Source organism: Inquilinus ginsengisoli (assembly GCF_050434925.1).
Classification (GTDB): Bacteria; Pseudomonadota; Alphaproteobacteria; order DSM-16000; family Inquilinaceae; genus Inquilinus; species Inquilinus ginsengisoli_B.
In genome coordinates this window covers 3,187,278-3,200,883 of record NZ_JBNDJK010000001.1, presented here as the reverse complement: position 1 = coordinate 3,200,883, position 13,606 = coordinate 3,187,278, and the positions used below count along the sequence as shown (strand labels likewise).

Annotated in this window: 10 protein-coding genes and 1 tRNA gene; 2 read left to right on the top strand and 9 right to left on the bottom strand. The window is 66.9% G+C overall.

All coding sequences use genetic code 11. From position 1 onward, the window contains the following. Positions 1-114: 114 nt before the first annotated feature. The 4 genes from QFZ27_RS15235 to QFZ27_RS15220 form a co-directional block, all read right to left on the bottom strand. Positions 115-1,491 carry a hypothetical protein gene (locus QFZ27_RS15235; RefSeq protein ID WP_429227224.1) on the bottom strand — a complete coding sequence of 459 codons (1,377 nt, stop codon included), beginning with the start codon at positions 1,489-1,491 and terminating at the stop codon, positions 115-117. Between the two features lie 80 nt (positions 1,492-1,571). Continuing rightward, positions 1,572-2,561, bottom strand: a complete 990-nt coding sequence (locus QFZ27_RS15230; protein WP_429227223.1) for a LysR family transcriptional regulator — start codon at positions 2,559-2,561, stop codon at positions 1,572-1,574. 653 nt (positions 2,562-3,214) lie between these two features. Continuing rightward, positions 3,215-4,387 (bottom strand): isovaleryl-CoA dehydrogenase, encoded by a 1,173-nt coding sequence (locus QFZ27_RS15225; RefSeq protein ID WP_429227222.1) that lies wholly within the window; start codon positions 4,385-4,387, stop codon positions 3,215-3,217. A 170-nt stretch (positions 4,388-4,557) separates the two neighbouring features. Next, positions 4,558-7,062: a calcium-binding protein gene (locus tag QFZ27_RS15220; RefSeq protein WP_429227221.1), complete on the bottom strand. Its 2,505-nt coding sequence runs from the start codon at positions 7,060-7,062 to the stop codon at positions 4,558-4,560. A gap of 674 nt (positions 7,063-7,736) precedes the next feature. Between QFZ27_RS15220 and QFZ27_RS15215 the strand changes: the two genes are divergently transcribed. Next, positions 7,737-8,093 (top strand): hypothetical protein, encoded by a 357-nt coding sequence (locus tag QFZ27_RS15215; RefSeq protein WP_429227220.1) that lies wholly within the window; start codon positions 7,737-7,739, stop codon positions 8,091-8,093. Positions 8,094-8,142: 49 nt separating this feature from the next. On the opposite strand, the gene mgtE is transcribed toward QFZ27_RS15215, so the two are convergent. From mgtE to QFZ27_RS15200, 3 genes are all read right to left on the bottom strand, one after another. Beyond that, positions 8,143-9,537, bottom strand: coding sequence for a magnesium transporter (gene mgtE / locus QFZ27_RS15210; protein WP_429227219.1), 1,395 nt, complete (start codon positions 9,535-9,537; stop codon positions 8,143-8,145). Between the two features lies 1 nt (position 9,538). After that, on the bottom strand, positions 9,539-11,875 hold the full coding sequence (locus tag QFZ27_RS15205; RefSeq protein WP_429227218.1) for an NADP-dependent malic enzyme: 2,337 nt from the start codon (positions 11,873-11,875) through the stop codon (positions 9,539-9,541). Between the two features lie 128 nt (positions 11,876-12,003). Beyond that, positions 12,004-12,090, bottom strand: a tRNA-Leu gene (locus QFZ27_RS15200). Positions 12,091-12,150: 60 nt separating this feature from the next. On the opposite strand from QFZ27_RS15200, the gene lipB reads away from it, so the two are divergent. Then, the gene (gene lipB / locus QFZ27_RS15195; protein WP_429227217.1) at positions 12,151-12,864 is read left to right on the top strand and encodes a lipoyl(octanoyl) transferase LipB; all 714 of its coding nucleotides are present in this window, start codon (positions 12,151-12,153) and stop codon (positions 12,862-12,864) included. Between the two features lie 2 nt (positions 12,865-12,866). On the opposite strand, the gene QFZ27_RS15190 is transcribed toward lipB, so the two are convergent. Both QFZ27_RS15190 and QFZ27_RS15185 read right to left on the bottom strand, forming a co-directional pair. Continuing rightward, positions 12,867-13,169, bottom strand: a complete 303-nt coding sequence (locus QFZ27_RS15190) for a CcdB family protein (protein WP_429227216.1) — start codon at positions 13,167-13,169, stop codon at positions 12,867-12,869. After that, complete coding sequence (locus QFZ27_RS15185) at positions 13,169-13,414, bottom strand: type II toxin-antitoxin system CcdA family antitoxin (protein ID WP_429227215.1); 246 nt, start codon at positions 13,412-13,414, stop codon at positions 13,169-13,171. Before QFZ27_RS15185 ends, QFZ27_RS15190 begins: the two co-directional genes overlap by 1 nt. Between the last annotated feature and the right edge of the window lie 192 nt (positions 13,415-13,606).

Sequence of the window (13,606 nt, the reverse complement as noted above, 5' to 3'; positions counted from 1 at the left end):
TTCTGACCAGCCGGTCAAGTGTGCAGAAACCGGCGCGCGGCGCAACAGGCCGGCGGCGGGACCGGGTCTCTCCTGCTTGCGGGCTCGCGGAAATCTATGGCCTTGTCGGGCGTCCTACTGAGTTCCGGCGAGATTCGCGGCTCTGTACCGCTCGATCAGATACATTCCGACGGCGCCCATCGTGAGGGTGATCAGCGGCGTGACCACTTGGGACGCTCGTGTCCAGCTGATCTGGGAATCCGTCCTGTCCCTGTACTTGCTGTCCTCGCCCTTCTTGCCGATGTCGGAGAGGATCTTGGACACGCCTTCCTGGAACTTGGCTTCCGTGATCTCGTTGGCGATGGCCTGACGGGCGAGATCCCGAACCTGGCTCCTGAAGCTCTCCAGCTGCAGCGCGAGGGCGCCGTCCATCTCTTGCTTGAAGCAGACCATGATGCCCTGGTCGATGGCGACCATCGTGGCGTGGACGAACTCGTCCACGGCCTTGCCGTGCTCGGCGGGCGATACCCAGCGGCCATTGTGGGCGTCGTATTTCACGGCCGGTCCGTCGGGCTCGTCCTTGGAGCCCGGCTTCCTTTGCAGGACGAGCGTGCCTTCCCCCCAGACCCCCGGCGTCGAGGGGCGATACTCGGCGTGCACCATTTCCGCCGGGTTGTCCTGAATGCGGGTCCCTCCCGCGGTATTCTCGACCTTCTGCGTCCGGACGAAAACCGGAATGTAGAACTTGCGGTCGTCGTCCTTGCCGATTTCGACGAGGCCGCTCTTCGGAAACTCCTTCACCGGGCTTCCGGTCGTCGCTTTCGCTTTCGTGATCGTGCTGGGCTGGTCCCTGTTCGAGAACGCAATCGCGGGGGCGGCTTCGGACGACGAGGCGTCCTGCAGCCTGATCGCCCAGTCGACGAATTCCGCGCTTCCCTCCCGGGCAGGCCTGACAATGGCCCCGGGCCTCACCCGCATCACCGCGCCGCTGCCGTCGCGCTCGACCTCTTTGATCCAGAAGCCATCCGAGCCGGGCCTCCGCAGCACCTCGACCGGTTGACCGTCATAGGTTCCATCATAGACTTCGTAGATGCCGTCGTCCGGCAGGAATTCCGTGCCTTTCGGGTCAAGCCTGTCCGGAATGAACGCTCCGCCGCCGCCGGCGGACAGAACCTTTTCTCCGGGCGCGAAGGTCGATGTGAGCAGCCGCATCTCGCCATTCTGGGCCCGTTCAACCACGACGGGCCGACCATGGACGGAGCCGGCCAGCACCCGTCGAGCATCATCAAGCCGACCAACGGTGCAACCGTTCTCGACCTCGTCGTTGCTCCACTCGACCGCGCTGATCGGTGCGAGGTCCGCCCGCGAGATCCACTCGAGCTCGATCGCATCCGCCTCCGGCTCGGACCCGGTGTTGCCCAGTTGGGCTTCGAGGTCGTCAGCGGGGCGTACGTGCCTTGTCCCACAGAGCTGGGACAACCACGCCGAGAGTTTGTCGACCGATGTGGCCATCTCTTGAGCGCCTTCAATCAAGTGTTGGAGAGGTTTCGGCGACCGCCGTGCCGGTGCGCCCGGCGGCCGCACCGTTTCGGTCAGGCCGCAGAGGAGGACGGGATGAGACCGTCGGACTGGACCATTGTGCGGACGGCGGCCACGCTTGCAGCTGCGATCTCGGCCCGAAGCCAACTATGCTCGACACTGCGGTGGCAGCGTTCGTGCCAGATCAGCGAGACTTCATAGGACGGGAATTCGACCGGCAATTCCTTGACGATCAGAGGCAGCATCGACGATGCCTGCAGAGCGACCCGGTAGGGCACTGTGAGCACGAGGTCGGTTTGGGCCACGATCATCGGAGCAGCCATTGTGTTCGGCACGATCAGCGGATCGCGATCCGGCAGGTTGAGCTTGCTCAGGGCATCGTAGACGTGCCCGAACCTCTCCTCCGATCCGGGTGCGATCACCGCATGTCGCAGCGCCGAGAACCTGTCCGCCGTCCATGTGTGCCGCAACGCCGGATGACCGCGCCGAAGCAGGCAGACGAAGCGGTCGGTGTAGAGACTGCGCCGGAAGAAGCCCGGCGGGGCGTCATCGACCTGCCCGACAACGAAGTCGATCTCTCCATTCTCCAGCCCCTTGAGCGACCCGGCGAGCAATGAATGAACGACAAAGTCGAGGTCGGGCGCAGTCGCCCGAAGACGCGGCATCAATTGCGGCAACAGAACCAGAGCCTGATGTTCCGGCATCGCGACGCTCATCTTTAGCCGGGTGGCTTCGGGTTTGAAGCTGCGGGGTGTCAGAATCTCCCGGATCATCGCCAGGGCCGGGGGCAGCTTCCGTAAAAGTTGCTCGCCACATGTCGTCAGGATGACGCCAGTGGTGGTGCGCACCAACAGATCGTCTTTGAAGATGTCGCGCAGCCGCGCGAGAGTTCGGCTCATCGCCGGCTGACTCAGTCCCACCCGTTGACCAGCGTAGGTAACGCTTCGCTGCTCCAACAGCGCCTCCAGCGCAACCAGCAGGTTCAGGTCGACCGAGGCGAGATTTATGCCGCCCGCTGAGGCTGGCCCTGTGCTGGTGGCCACCGTGGCTCTTCCGATCGTCACACGCACCTCCGCGGTTCAACCGGCCTCGCCCAACAGGCAACGTCGCGCCAGGATAGACGAGCAATCATGTCTGCGCGCATACATCTCTCCCACACCTGAACCGGCCCTTCAGTGCCGCCACAGCCGCCTCGGGAAACGGCGTGTCGGCAGCTTCGGCAGACGTTGTGGATACCCCACCTGCGGCCACCGAAATATTTCAGATAAAAGACAGAAATGTTTAAGATTTCGGCAAGACCACCTCACTGATCTATAAGACTACATGCCCAATAGAATGATTCCGAAGGAACATCACTGAGTCAACAATCAAACTGATGTCTTAAATTCAACGAAATTTCAGATCGACATATCCCAGATATCTGAAATGTTATTTGAATCGCCGGCATTCCGCCGGAGATTCGGCTTGGATTGAGTGGATTTCAAACGATGATCGGCGCGCATCCGAACTTGAGGTTGCGCAGGTCGTCCCGCGGCTCGTCGCCTCGGGGCGTGGCCGGTGTCGAGGACCATCCAAAGGGGCATCCGGATCGACGGCTGAACGAGATCGGAAAAGCGCCGCCGGCGACGACCTCACCCTGGTCCTGCCCGGGTCGGTCTCCGCCCGCCGTGACCGGTCACACCCGGTGTGAAGCGCCCTACCCCTTCAGCCCGATCACTTCGCGGCCGATCAGCATGCGGCGAACCTCGGAGGTGCCGGCGCCGATCTCGTACAGCTTGGCATCGCGCAGCAGGCGGCCGGTGGCGAAGTCGTTGATGTAGCCGTTGCCGCCAAGCGCCTGGATCGCCTGCAGCGCCATCCAGGTCGCCTTCTCGGCGGCGTAGAGGATGGCGCCGGCGGAATCCTGCCGGGTCACTCGGCCACGGTCGCAGGCCTGGCCGACGGCGTAGACATAGGCGCGGGAGGCGTTGAGGGCGACATACATGTCGGCCACCTTGCCCTGCATCAGCTGGAACTCGCCGATCGCCCGGCCGAACTGCCTGCGGTCGCGGACATAGGGCAGGACGATGTCGAGGCAGGCCTGCATGATGCCGAGCGGTCCCGCCGCCAGCACCGTGCGCTCGTAGTCGAGGCCGCTCATCAGCACGCGCACGCCCTCGCCGACCCGGCCGAGCACGTTCTCTTCCGGCACCTCGCAATCCTGGAACACCAGCTCGCAGGTGTTGGAGCCGCGCATGCCGAGCTTGTCGAGCTTCTGCGCCGTGGAGAAGCCCTTGAACCCCTTCTCGACCAGGAAGGCGGTGATGCCGCGCGGGCCGGCCGCCGGGTCGGTCTTGGCATAGACCACCAGCGTGTCGGCGTCCGGGCCGTTGGTGATCCACATCTTGGTGCCGTTGAGGATGTAGCGGTCGCCCTGCTTCTCGGCCTTCAGCTTCATGCCGACGACGTCGGAGCCGGCGCCCGGCTCGGACATCGCCAGGGCGCCGACATGCTCGCCCGCCACCAGCTTCGGCAGGTAGCGGCGCTTCTGCTCCTCGGTGCCGTTCAGCTTGATCTGGTTGACGCAGAGGTTGGAATGGGCGCCGTAGGACAGGCCGACCGAAGCCGAGGCGCGGGAGATCTCCTCCATCGCCACGATGTGCTCGAGATAGCCCATTCCGGCGCCGCCATATTCCTCATCGACCGTGACGCCGAGGACGCCGAGATCGCCCATCTTGCGCCACAGGTCCATCGGGAACTGGTTGTCGCGGTCGATGTCGGCGGCGCGCGGCGCGATCTCCGCCTCGGCGAAGCCGCGCACCGAATCGCGCAGCATGTCGGCGGTGTCGCCAAGCATGAAATCGAGGCCTTGCGGCTCATTGGGGATCATGGGCGTCGCTCCCGTGCGGATGTTTACCGGCACTGTAGCTCAGCCGTTGCCGCAAAAGAAAAGCCCCGCGGTGCCGGAGCATCGCAGGGCTCGCTCTCATTGGTGGATCGGGGTCCCGGACGCCCGTGGGCCAAGCGTCCGGGCCGATCCCCCCGATCGGCCGAAGCCGATCAGAGCACGAAGTCGCCGATCACCAGGGAGGCCGCACCCTTGACCTGGACCTCGAAGTCGGCACGGCCGTCGCCGTTGACGTCGCCGCTCAGGATCCCGCCCTGGAAGTGCAACTGCCCCGCCACGCCGGTGAAGTTGGCCCCACCGATGAAGGTGAAGGCCTGGTCACCGGCCACCTTGGTGCTGGCGTCGATGAAGTGCAGGTCGATCTTGTCGCCCTGGGCATGGCTGAAGTCGGTGACCACGTCCCGGCCTGCGCCGACCACGGTCTGCGTGATCCCCTGGAACCGGAAAGTGTCGGCACCTGCGCCGCCGGTCAGGGTGTCGGTCCCCCAATTTCCGTCGAGGATGTCGTTGCCGCCCTTGCCATCGAGGACGTCGTTGCCCCCGCCGCCGGTGAGGCCGTTGACGGCTTCGTTGCCGATCAGACGGTTGTTCAAGCCGTTGCCGAGCCCGTTCCTGGCCGTGCCGAAGAGGGTCAGGACCTCGGTGTTGTCGGACAGGATGAAGTCGATGGACGAGAACACCTGATCGGTGCCGCCATTCGCCTGTTCCTGGACCCGATCGCCGTAGTTCTCGACATAGTAGATGTCGTTGCCGATGCCACCGATCATGATGTCGGCACCCGCGCCACCGGAGAGCATGTCGTTGCCGAGCCCACCGGTGATGACGTCGTTGCCGGCATCGCCCCAGAGCAGGTCGCTGCCCGTGCCGCCAGCGACACGGTCGGCACCGGCACCGGCACGGATGGTGTCGTTGCCGAGATAGCCGTTCAGGATGTCGGCGTTAACGGTGCCGTTGATCGTGTCGGCCGAGCCGACCGCGTCGCCGACGATATTGGCCAGCGAGTTGGAGCCCAGGGCGACAACGTTCAGGACCGAGCCGAGCAGGCCGTTGATGACGCTGAGCGGGCCGATATTGGTCAGACCGCCAACGTCGATGCTGAACACCGCATCGCCGAGCGAGGACAGGATGGTGTCGAGCGCAGCCTCGAGATCGACGCCGCCACCGAGCAGACCGCCCAGGATGCCGTCGAGATCGATGATGCCGCCGAGACCGTCGCCGCCGAGCAGGCCGCCGACCACGCCCTCGACCGTCGCCAGCACGCCGCCGAGGATGCCCTCGACCACGCCGCCGAGATTGCCGAGGTCGAGGCCGCCGAGGGTTCCGCCCAGGATGTCGCCGCCGAGCAGGCCGTCGAGCAGGCCGGTGACCGTGCCGAGCAGGCCGCCGAGCAGATCGCCGCCCAGCAGGTCGCCGCCGAGCAGGCCGCCGAGCAGATTCTCGATCGTGCCGACGACACCGCCCAGCAGGTCGCCGCTGAGCACGCCGCCCAGCAGGTCGCCGCCCAGCAGGTCACCCAGCACGCCGGTGATGCTGCCGAGCAGGTCGCCGCCCAGCAGGTCGCCGCCGAGAACGCCGTCGAGCAGGTCGGTCACCGTGCCGAGCAGGCCGCCCAGCAGGTCGCCGTCGAGGATGCCGCCGCCGACGCCGCCGAGCAGATCGCCGCCCAGCAGGCCGTTCAGCAGATCGCCGACCGAGCCGAGCAGGCCGCCCAGCAGGTCGCCGCCCAGCAGGTCGCCGCCGAGCAGGCCATTGACGATGCCTTCGACTGCGCCGATCAGGCCGCCCAGCAGGTCTTCGCCGCCCAGCACGCCACCAAGCAGGCCGCCGAGCAGGTCGTCGCCGCCGATGACGCCGCCGAGCAGGCCCTGGACCAGACCCAGCACGCCGCCGAGCAGATCGCCGCCCAGCAGGTCGCCGCCGAGCAGGTCGCCGCCGAGGATGCCGCCGAGCAGGCCCTGGACCGTCCCGAGCAGGCCGCCGAGCAGGTCGCCACCGAGGAGACCGCCAAGCAGGTCGCCACCGAGCAGATCGCCGCCGAGCAGGCCGTTCAGCAGGTCGCCGACCGTCCCAAGCACGCCACCGAGCAGATCGCCGCCCAGCAGGTCGCCGCCGAGCAGGTCGCCGCTGAGGATGCCGCCGAGCAGGCCCTGAACCGTCTCGAGCAGGCCGCCGACGACGCTGCCCAGATCGAGGCTCAGGACGCCGCCGAGCACATCGCCACTGAGGATGCCGCCGAGCAGGCCGCTGACCGATTCGAGCAAGCCGCCGGTGACGCTGCCCAGAAGATCGCCGTGCAGGATGCCCTCCAGCAGATCCTCGACCCCGCCGAGCAGGTCGCCGCCCAGTGCGCCGCCGAGCAGATCGCCGCCGAGCAGACCGTTGAGCAACCCGTCGACCAGGCCAAAGACGCCGCCGAGAAGCCCATCAGCCTCGGAGCCGCCGAAGACCAAGCCGTCCAGGGAGCCCAGGACGCTCTTCACCGTGCCGATGACGCCGCCGAGAGCATCTTCGCCCAGAAGACCTCCGAGCAGACCATCATCACCGAGCAGACCGCCCAGAAGGCCGTCGCTGCCGAGCAGGCCGCCGAGGAGACCGTCATTGCCCAGCAGACCGCCGAGCAACCCGTCATCTCCGAGCAGGCCGTCAAGAAGACCCATGTTTTCCTCCTCCAAGAAACCCTTGCCAAGCCGACAGCCCGGCCGCCGCCCACAGGGCTAGCCAGCCGGCATTCAGGCAAAAAACGATAGGGCTGTCCATGGAAATTCCCGTTTTTTACTTCCTCGTGACGAAATAGACGGATGAATTTGGAACCACATAGACTCTGTCTCCAAGGCAGGTTTTAACATTTCCTTTTGGTTGACATTTAATTATTTGAGTTAGTAATATTATTTCCGATCGAAATTCAAGCAAGACAGTTTCCTGCGAAAAAAGAACCCATTGGCCCGACAGGATCGAACGGATGCGGCCCGTACCGAATCACGCCGGCGGCCCGGGCGGCGGCCCAGCCCGACGCGAATCCGGCGGAAACGCCGCGAAAAATCTCGATCCGGCGGTGTCCGCGACGACCCGCCTGCACTTGCCATTTCTTGAAGCCGCGGCGCGGACCTGCGGCATTGCTTGCCCGGGGGCGCGGCCGAGGAGCCGGGATCTGGCGACGGCAACCCGACGACTGCCGCTGATCTGCCGCCCGCGCCGGGGCCGCGACTCCGACCGGGGCGAGCCGAGCCGCGAGGCGATGGTCGCATTGCCGGGACGGGCAGGGTAGAATCGCCAGGTTCCGTGAGAACGGCTGGACATCGGCCGGGATCGCCTCGTACAACCCTGAGTATTCATGACGGGCTATGCACTGCAATTGCGCATAGACCCGGATCCGGTGAGGGAGGGCATATTGAGCGTGGAATCCACAGGTATCAGCGAAGCCGATCTGCGCGAGGCGCTGAAGAAGCTGGCGGTGGCCAGTGACCTGCGCTTCGGCCAGGTGGTCGGGCTGGCGGCCCTGATCGCGCTGCTGCCGGGCGTCGAGACCATCAGTGAAGAGAAGGTCAAGGAGCTCGTCGAGCACCTGACGCGGGGCGTGCCGGGCGGCCAGAATCTGACGATCCCGGCGGTCAACATCGCCAACAACGTGATCAAGGCCGCGCGCGAGGCCAAGAGCACCAGCATCGCCGGGACAGTCGGCACCGCCTGAGGCGGATCCAGAGCGAGCCCCATCCCGCAGCCCGCGGGATGGGGCGGCGTCAGAGCAGGATCAGGGCCGCCAGGCCGAGGAAGGCGAAGAAGCCGACCACGTCGGTGACGGTGGTCAGGAACACGGCGCTGGACACCGCCGGATCGATGCCGAAGCGCTGCATCGCCAGCGGAATCACGGTGCCCGAGAAGGCCGCTGCCAGCAGGTTGATGATCATGGCGGCGCCGATCACCACCGCCAGGCGCGGATCCCCGAACCACAGCCACACCACGCCGCCGGCGATCGCCGCGAACAGCGCGCCGTTGATCACGCCGACCAGCACCTCCTTCCACAGGATGCGGGCTGCGTTGCTGTCGGTCAGCTCGCGCATCGCCAGGGCCCGCACCGCCACGGTCAGGGTCTGGGTGCCGGCATTGCCGCCCATCGAGGCGACGATCGGCATCAGCACGGCCAGCGCCACCACCCGGCTGATCACATCCTCGAACAGGCCGATCACCGACGAGGCCAGAACCGCCGTCAGCAGGTTGACGAACAGCCAGGAGAAGCGCGAGCGGGTGGTGGCGGCGACGTCGCGATAGAGATCGCTCTGCTCGCCGATGCCGCCGAGGCGGAAGATGTCCTGCTCCGCCTCCTCGTCGATGACGTCGACCACGTCGTCCAGGGTGATGACGCCGAGCAGCTTGCCGTTGCGGTCGACCACCGGCGCCGAGACCATGGCGTAGCGCCGGAACAGCAGCGCCACCTCCTCCTGGTCCATCTCCGCCGGGATCGGATGGATGTCCTCCAGCCCGAGCTCGGCCAGCTTCGCGGGCCGCCGGCCGCGCAGGAAGCGCGACAGCGGCAGCTGGCCGCTCGGGTTGCCGTGCACGTCGACCAGGAACAGGCTGTAGAACTCGTCCGGCAGGTCCTCGGCGGTGCGCAGCCAGTCGATGGTCTTGCCGACGGTCCAGTAGTCCGGCACCGACACCAGCTCGCGCTGCATCAGGCGGCCGGCGGAGTATTCCGGGAAGTCCAGCCCTTCGAGCAGGACCCGCCGCTCCGCCGCCGGGACATTGGCCAGGACCGCGTCGCGCTCGCCCTGGTCGAGGGTCTCGATCAGGGCCAGGGCGTCGTCGGAATCGAGTTCCTGCAGCGCCGCCGCGACGTCCTGCGGCCCGAGCAGATCCAGGACCTCCTGGCGGACGTCCTCGTTCAGCCAGGCCAGCGCCTCGGCATCGGTGGTCAGTTGCACCCGGATCAGCCCGACGACGACGCGCCGGTCGTCCGGATGCAGCGCCTCGAGCAGCGCCGCCAGGTCGGCGGAATGGAGCGGCGCCAGCCGCTCCTCCACCTCGGCGAGGCGGTGGTCGTCCAGCGCCTCCTCGATCCCCTGCACGAAGCCGGGCGGCAGGCCGTATTCCTGGGCCTCGGCCGGCGCCTTGTCCGCTTCGGGCGCCGCCGTCACCTCACACCGACAAGGCTTCGAGCGCCACGTGCGACGCCTGCCGGGCATGGGCGTCGATCGGGCACACCGCCCCTGCTAGCTGGGCGTCGACGGTGGCGATCGCGGTGACGTTGACCAGGCCGCGCACCGTCACCGACGGGGTGACGATATGGGCCGGCCGGGCGACGCCGAGCAGCATCGGGCCGATCGAGATCGCCTCGCCCAGCACCTTCAGCATGTTGAAGGCGATGTTGGCGGCGTCGAGCGAGGGCAACACCAGCAGATTGGCGCTGCCGGTCAGCTTGCTGTCCGGGAAGATCCGCTGGCGGACCTCCTCCGACAGCGCGGCGTCGGCATGCATCTCGCCCTCGACCTCGAGGGCCGGCGCCTGCTCGCGGATCAGGGAGAGGGCGTGGCGCATCTTCACCGGCGACGGCCCGTCCATGGTGCCGAAGTTGGAATGCGACAGCAGCGCCACCTTCGGCACGATGCCGAGGCGCCGGATCTCCTCCGCCGCCAGCAGCGTGGTCTCGGCGATCTGCTCCGGCGTCGGATCCGGGGTGATGTAGGTGTCGGCCAGGAAGAAGGTGCCGCGCGGCAGCACCAGGGCGCTGAGCGCGGCCGGGGTGGTCACCCCCGGCGCCAGGCCGATGACGCTGAGCACGTCGCGCAGATGCGGCCGGTACGGGCCGTAGCTGCCGCAGACCATGGCATCGGCTTCCTGCTTCTGCACCATCAGCGCCGCGATCACGGTCGAGTTGGTGCGCACCACCGCGCGGGCGACATCGGGCGAGACGCCGCGCCGGGCCAGCAGCTGGTGGTACAGGCGCCAGTATTCGGTGTAGCGCGGATCGTCCTCGGGATCGACCAGTTCGACGTCGCGATCGAGCTTCACGCGCAGGCCCAGCTTCTCGATCCGGCGCTCGACCACGCCGCGGCGGCCGATCAGGATCGGCTTGGCCAACTGGTCGTCGAGCACAATCTGGACCGCGCGCAGCACCCGCTCGTCCTCGCCCTCGGCATAGACGACGCGCTTCGGCTCGGCCTTCGCCAGGGTGAACACCGGCCGCATCACCAGGCCGGAGCGGAACACGAACTCCTCGAGCTTGCCGATATAGGCGGCGAAATCGGTGATCGGCCGGGTGGCGACGCCGGAGTCCATCGCCGCCTTCGCCACCGCCGGCGCGATCTTGATGATCAGCCGCGGGTCGAACGGCTTCGGGATCAGGTATTCGGGGCCGAAGCTGAGCTGCTGGTCGCCATAGGCAGTGGCGACGATGTCAGACCCTTCCTGCATCGCCAGGTCGGCGATCGCCTGCACCGCGGCGATCTTCATCGCCTCGTTGATCGCGGTGGCGCCGACGTCGAGCGCGCCGCGGAAGATGAAGGGGAAGCACAGGACGTTGTTGACCTGGTTCGGATAGTCCGATCGGCCGGTCGCCATCACCGCGTCGGGGCGGATGGCCTTGACCTCCTCCGGCATGATCTCCGGCGTCGGGTTGGCCAGCGCCATGATGATCGGCCGGTCGGCCATGCGCTGCACCATCTCGGCGGTCAGCACCCGCGGCGCCGACAGGCCGAGGAAGATGTCGGCGTCGCCGATCACCTCGGCCAGGGACCGCGCCTCGGTCTTGCGGGCATAGCGCTGCTTGCGCGGATCCATCAGCTCGTTGCGGCCGTCCCAGACCACGCCGGCGATGTCGGTGACCCAGATGTTCTCGATCGGCAGCCCCATGTCGACCAGCAGGTCGAGGCAGGCCAGCGCCGCGGCGCCGGCGCCGGAGGTGACCAGCTTGACCGATGTCAGGTCCTTGCCGACGACGCGCAGCCCGTTGGTGATGGCGGCGGCGACGATGATGGCGGTGCCGTGCTGGTCGTCGTGGAAGACCGGGATCTTCATCCGCGCCCGCGCCTTCGATTCGACCTCGAAGCACTCCGGCGCCTTGATGTCCTCGAGGTTGATGCCGCCGAAGGTCGGCTCCAGCGCCACGATGATGTCGACCAGCTTGTCCGGGTCGGTCTCGTTGACCTCGATGTCGAAGACGTCGATGCCGGCGAATTTCTTGAACAGGACGCCCTTGCCCTCCATCACCGGCTTGGCGGCGAGCGGGCCGATGTTGCCGAGGCCGAGCACGGCGGTGCCATTGGTGATGACGGCGACGAGGTTGGCGCGGCTGGTCATCTGCGACGCTTCGGCCGGATCGGCGACGATCGCCTCGCACGCCGCGGCGACGCCGGGCGAATAGGCCAGCGCCAGGTCGCGCTGCGTCGCCAGTGGCTTGGTCGGCGTGACCGCGATCTTTCCGGGCGTCGGAAGGCGATGGTAGTCGAGGGCGGCTTCGCGCAGATCGCTGGACATCAGGGGATCCGGACAGCGTTACGGGTCGAGCCGTTATAGGCAGCGTTCCGTCCGGGCGGAAGGGCCGCGACAGAAGGCTGCTCGCCGAAACGCGAAAGGCCCGCCGGTGAGGGCGGGCCTTTCGATAATGGTGCGGTCGAGAAGACTCGAACTTCCACGGGGGTTAGCCCACAGCGACCTCAACGCTGCGCGTCTACCAATTCCGCCACGACCGCACGGCAGGCGCGCCCACGAGGGGCCTTGCCTTCCGAGGTGCGGGGGGATTAGCAGATCGGATGCGCCCGATCAAGCAGCCCGATGAGATGATCGCGATTCCGTCTTCCATCCTCGCAGAAACCGCGGTTCCGGGCGGCCCGGAACGGCTTGCGCCCGACTGGCGAATCGACGACGGCGCCGTCCCCTATCCCGAGGCGCTGGCGGCGATGGAGGCCCGGGTGGCGGCGATTCGCGCCGGCACCGCGCCGGAGTTGGTGTGGCTGCTGGAGCACCCGCCGCTCTACACCGCCGGCACCAGCGCCCATGACACCGACCTGCTGACGCCCGACCGCTTCCCGGTCTACCGCACCGGCCGCGGCGGCCAGTACACCTATCACGGGCCGGGGCAGCGGGTCGGCTACGTCATGGTCGACCTGAAGCGGCGCAACCCCGACGTGCGCGTCTATGTCCATTCGCTGGAGGAGTGGCTGATCCGCACCCTGGCGCGGTTCCAGGTGAAGGGCGAGCGGCGCGAGGGCCGGGTCGGCATCTGGGTCGAGCGCGACGGTATCGAGAAGAAGATCGCCGCGATCGGGGTGCGGATCCGGCACTGGGTGACCTTCCACGGCGTGGCGCTGAACGTCGACCCCGACCTGTCGCATTTCGCCGGCATCGTGCCCTGCGGGCTGGCCCAGTACGGCGTCACCTCGCTGGTCGATCTCGGCCTGCCGGTGACCATGGCGGATGTCGACCTGGCCCTGCGCGAGGCCTGGGACGAGGTGTTCGAGGGGTAGGTTCAGAAGCCCCGGAGCAGGAAGTCCAGGGCGTCGACGATGGCTGAGTGCTGGTCGGCCAGAGACCCGACACGATCACCAAGACTGTCGACAGGAACCGAGGCCATCGCGGGTGTGGCAAGCATGTAAGCTTGACCGGCAACGCTGAACACTGGCTGCAGCCGTCGCGCCGGCTTCATCTTGGTTCGAGAGAGAGGAATGAGCGGCACGACCACGCAGGTGTCCAGATGGTCGTGGAACTCCGATTGAACCTTCAGCGCGAGGGCCACATCGGATCCCGTGACGCGATGGACGTCAAAGCGCATCAGAATTGCCGGAATTTCGCGAAGGGCAGGCCCTCTTCCGCCACCCATTCATTGTAGCTCCGGATCGCCTCGGCATTCTCCTGCTTCCAGAGCTCGCCTTCATGCCGGCGCACCGCCTCGACGATCGCATCCTCAGCGATCCTGGAAATGTTCAGGCCATATTCCCTGGCGCGGCGGGTGGCCTCGGCCGAGAGGCTGAGATTGGTCGCACGGCGGGGGGTGCGCTTTCCATCGGTCGAAATCATGGGTTTAGTGCGCATTGTTCGTGCGCATGGGAAGATTGTCCGGCTCCCCTGGGGCCGCTCCCCCATACCGGTGTCGCCAGTACTTCTTCAAGGTCAGGTCTTCTCGCTCGACCCTCTCGTTGTGACTCCGGATCGCCTCCGCGCTTTGCTCCTTCCAACGCGCGCCCTCCTCCCGACGCCTCTCGGCCTCCG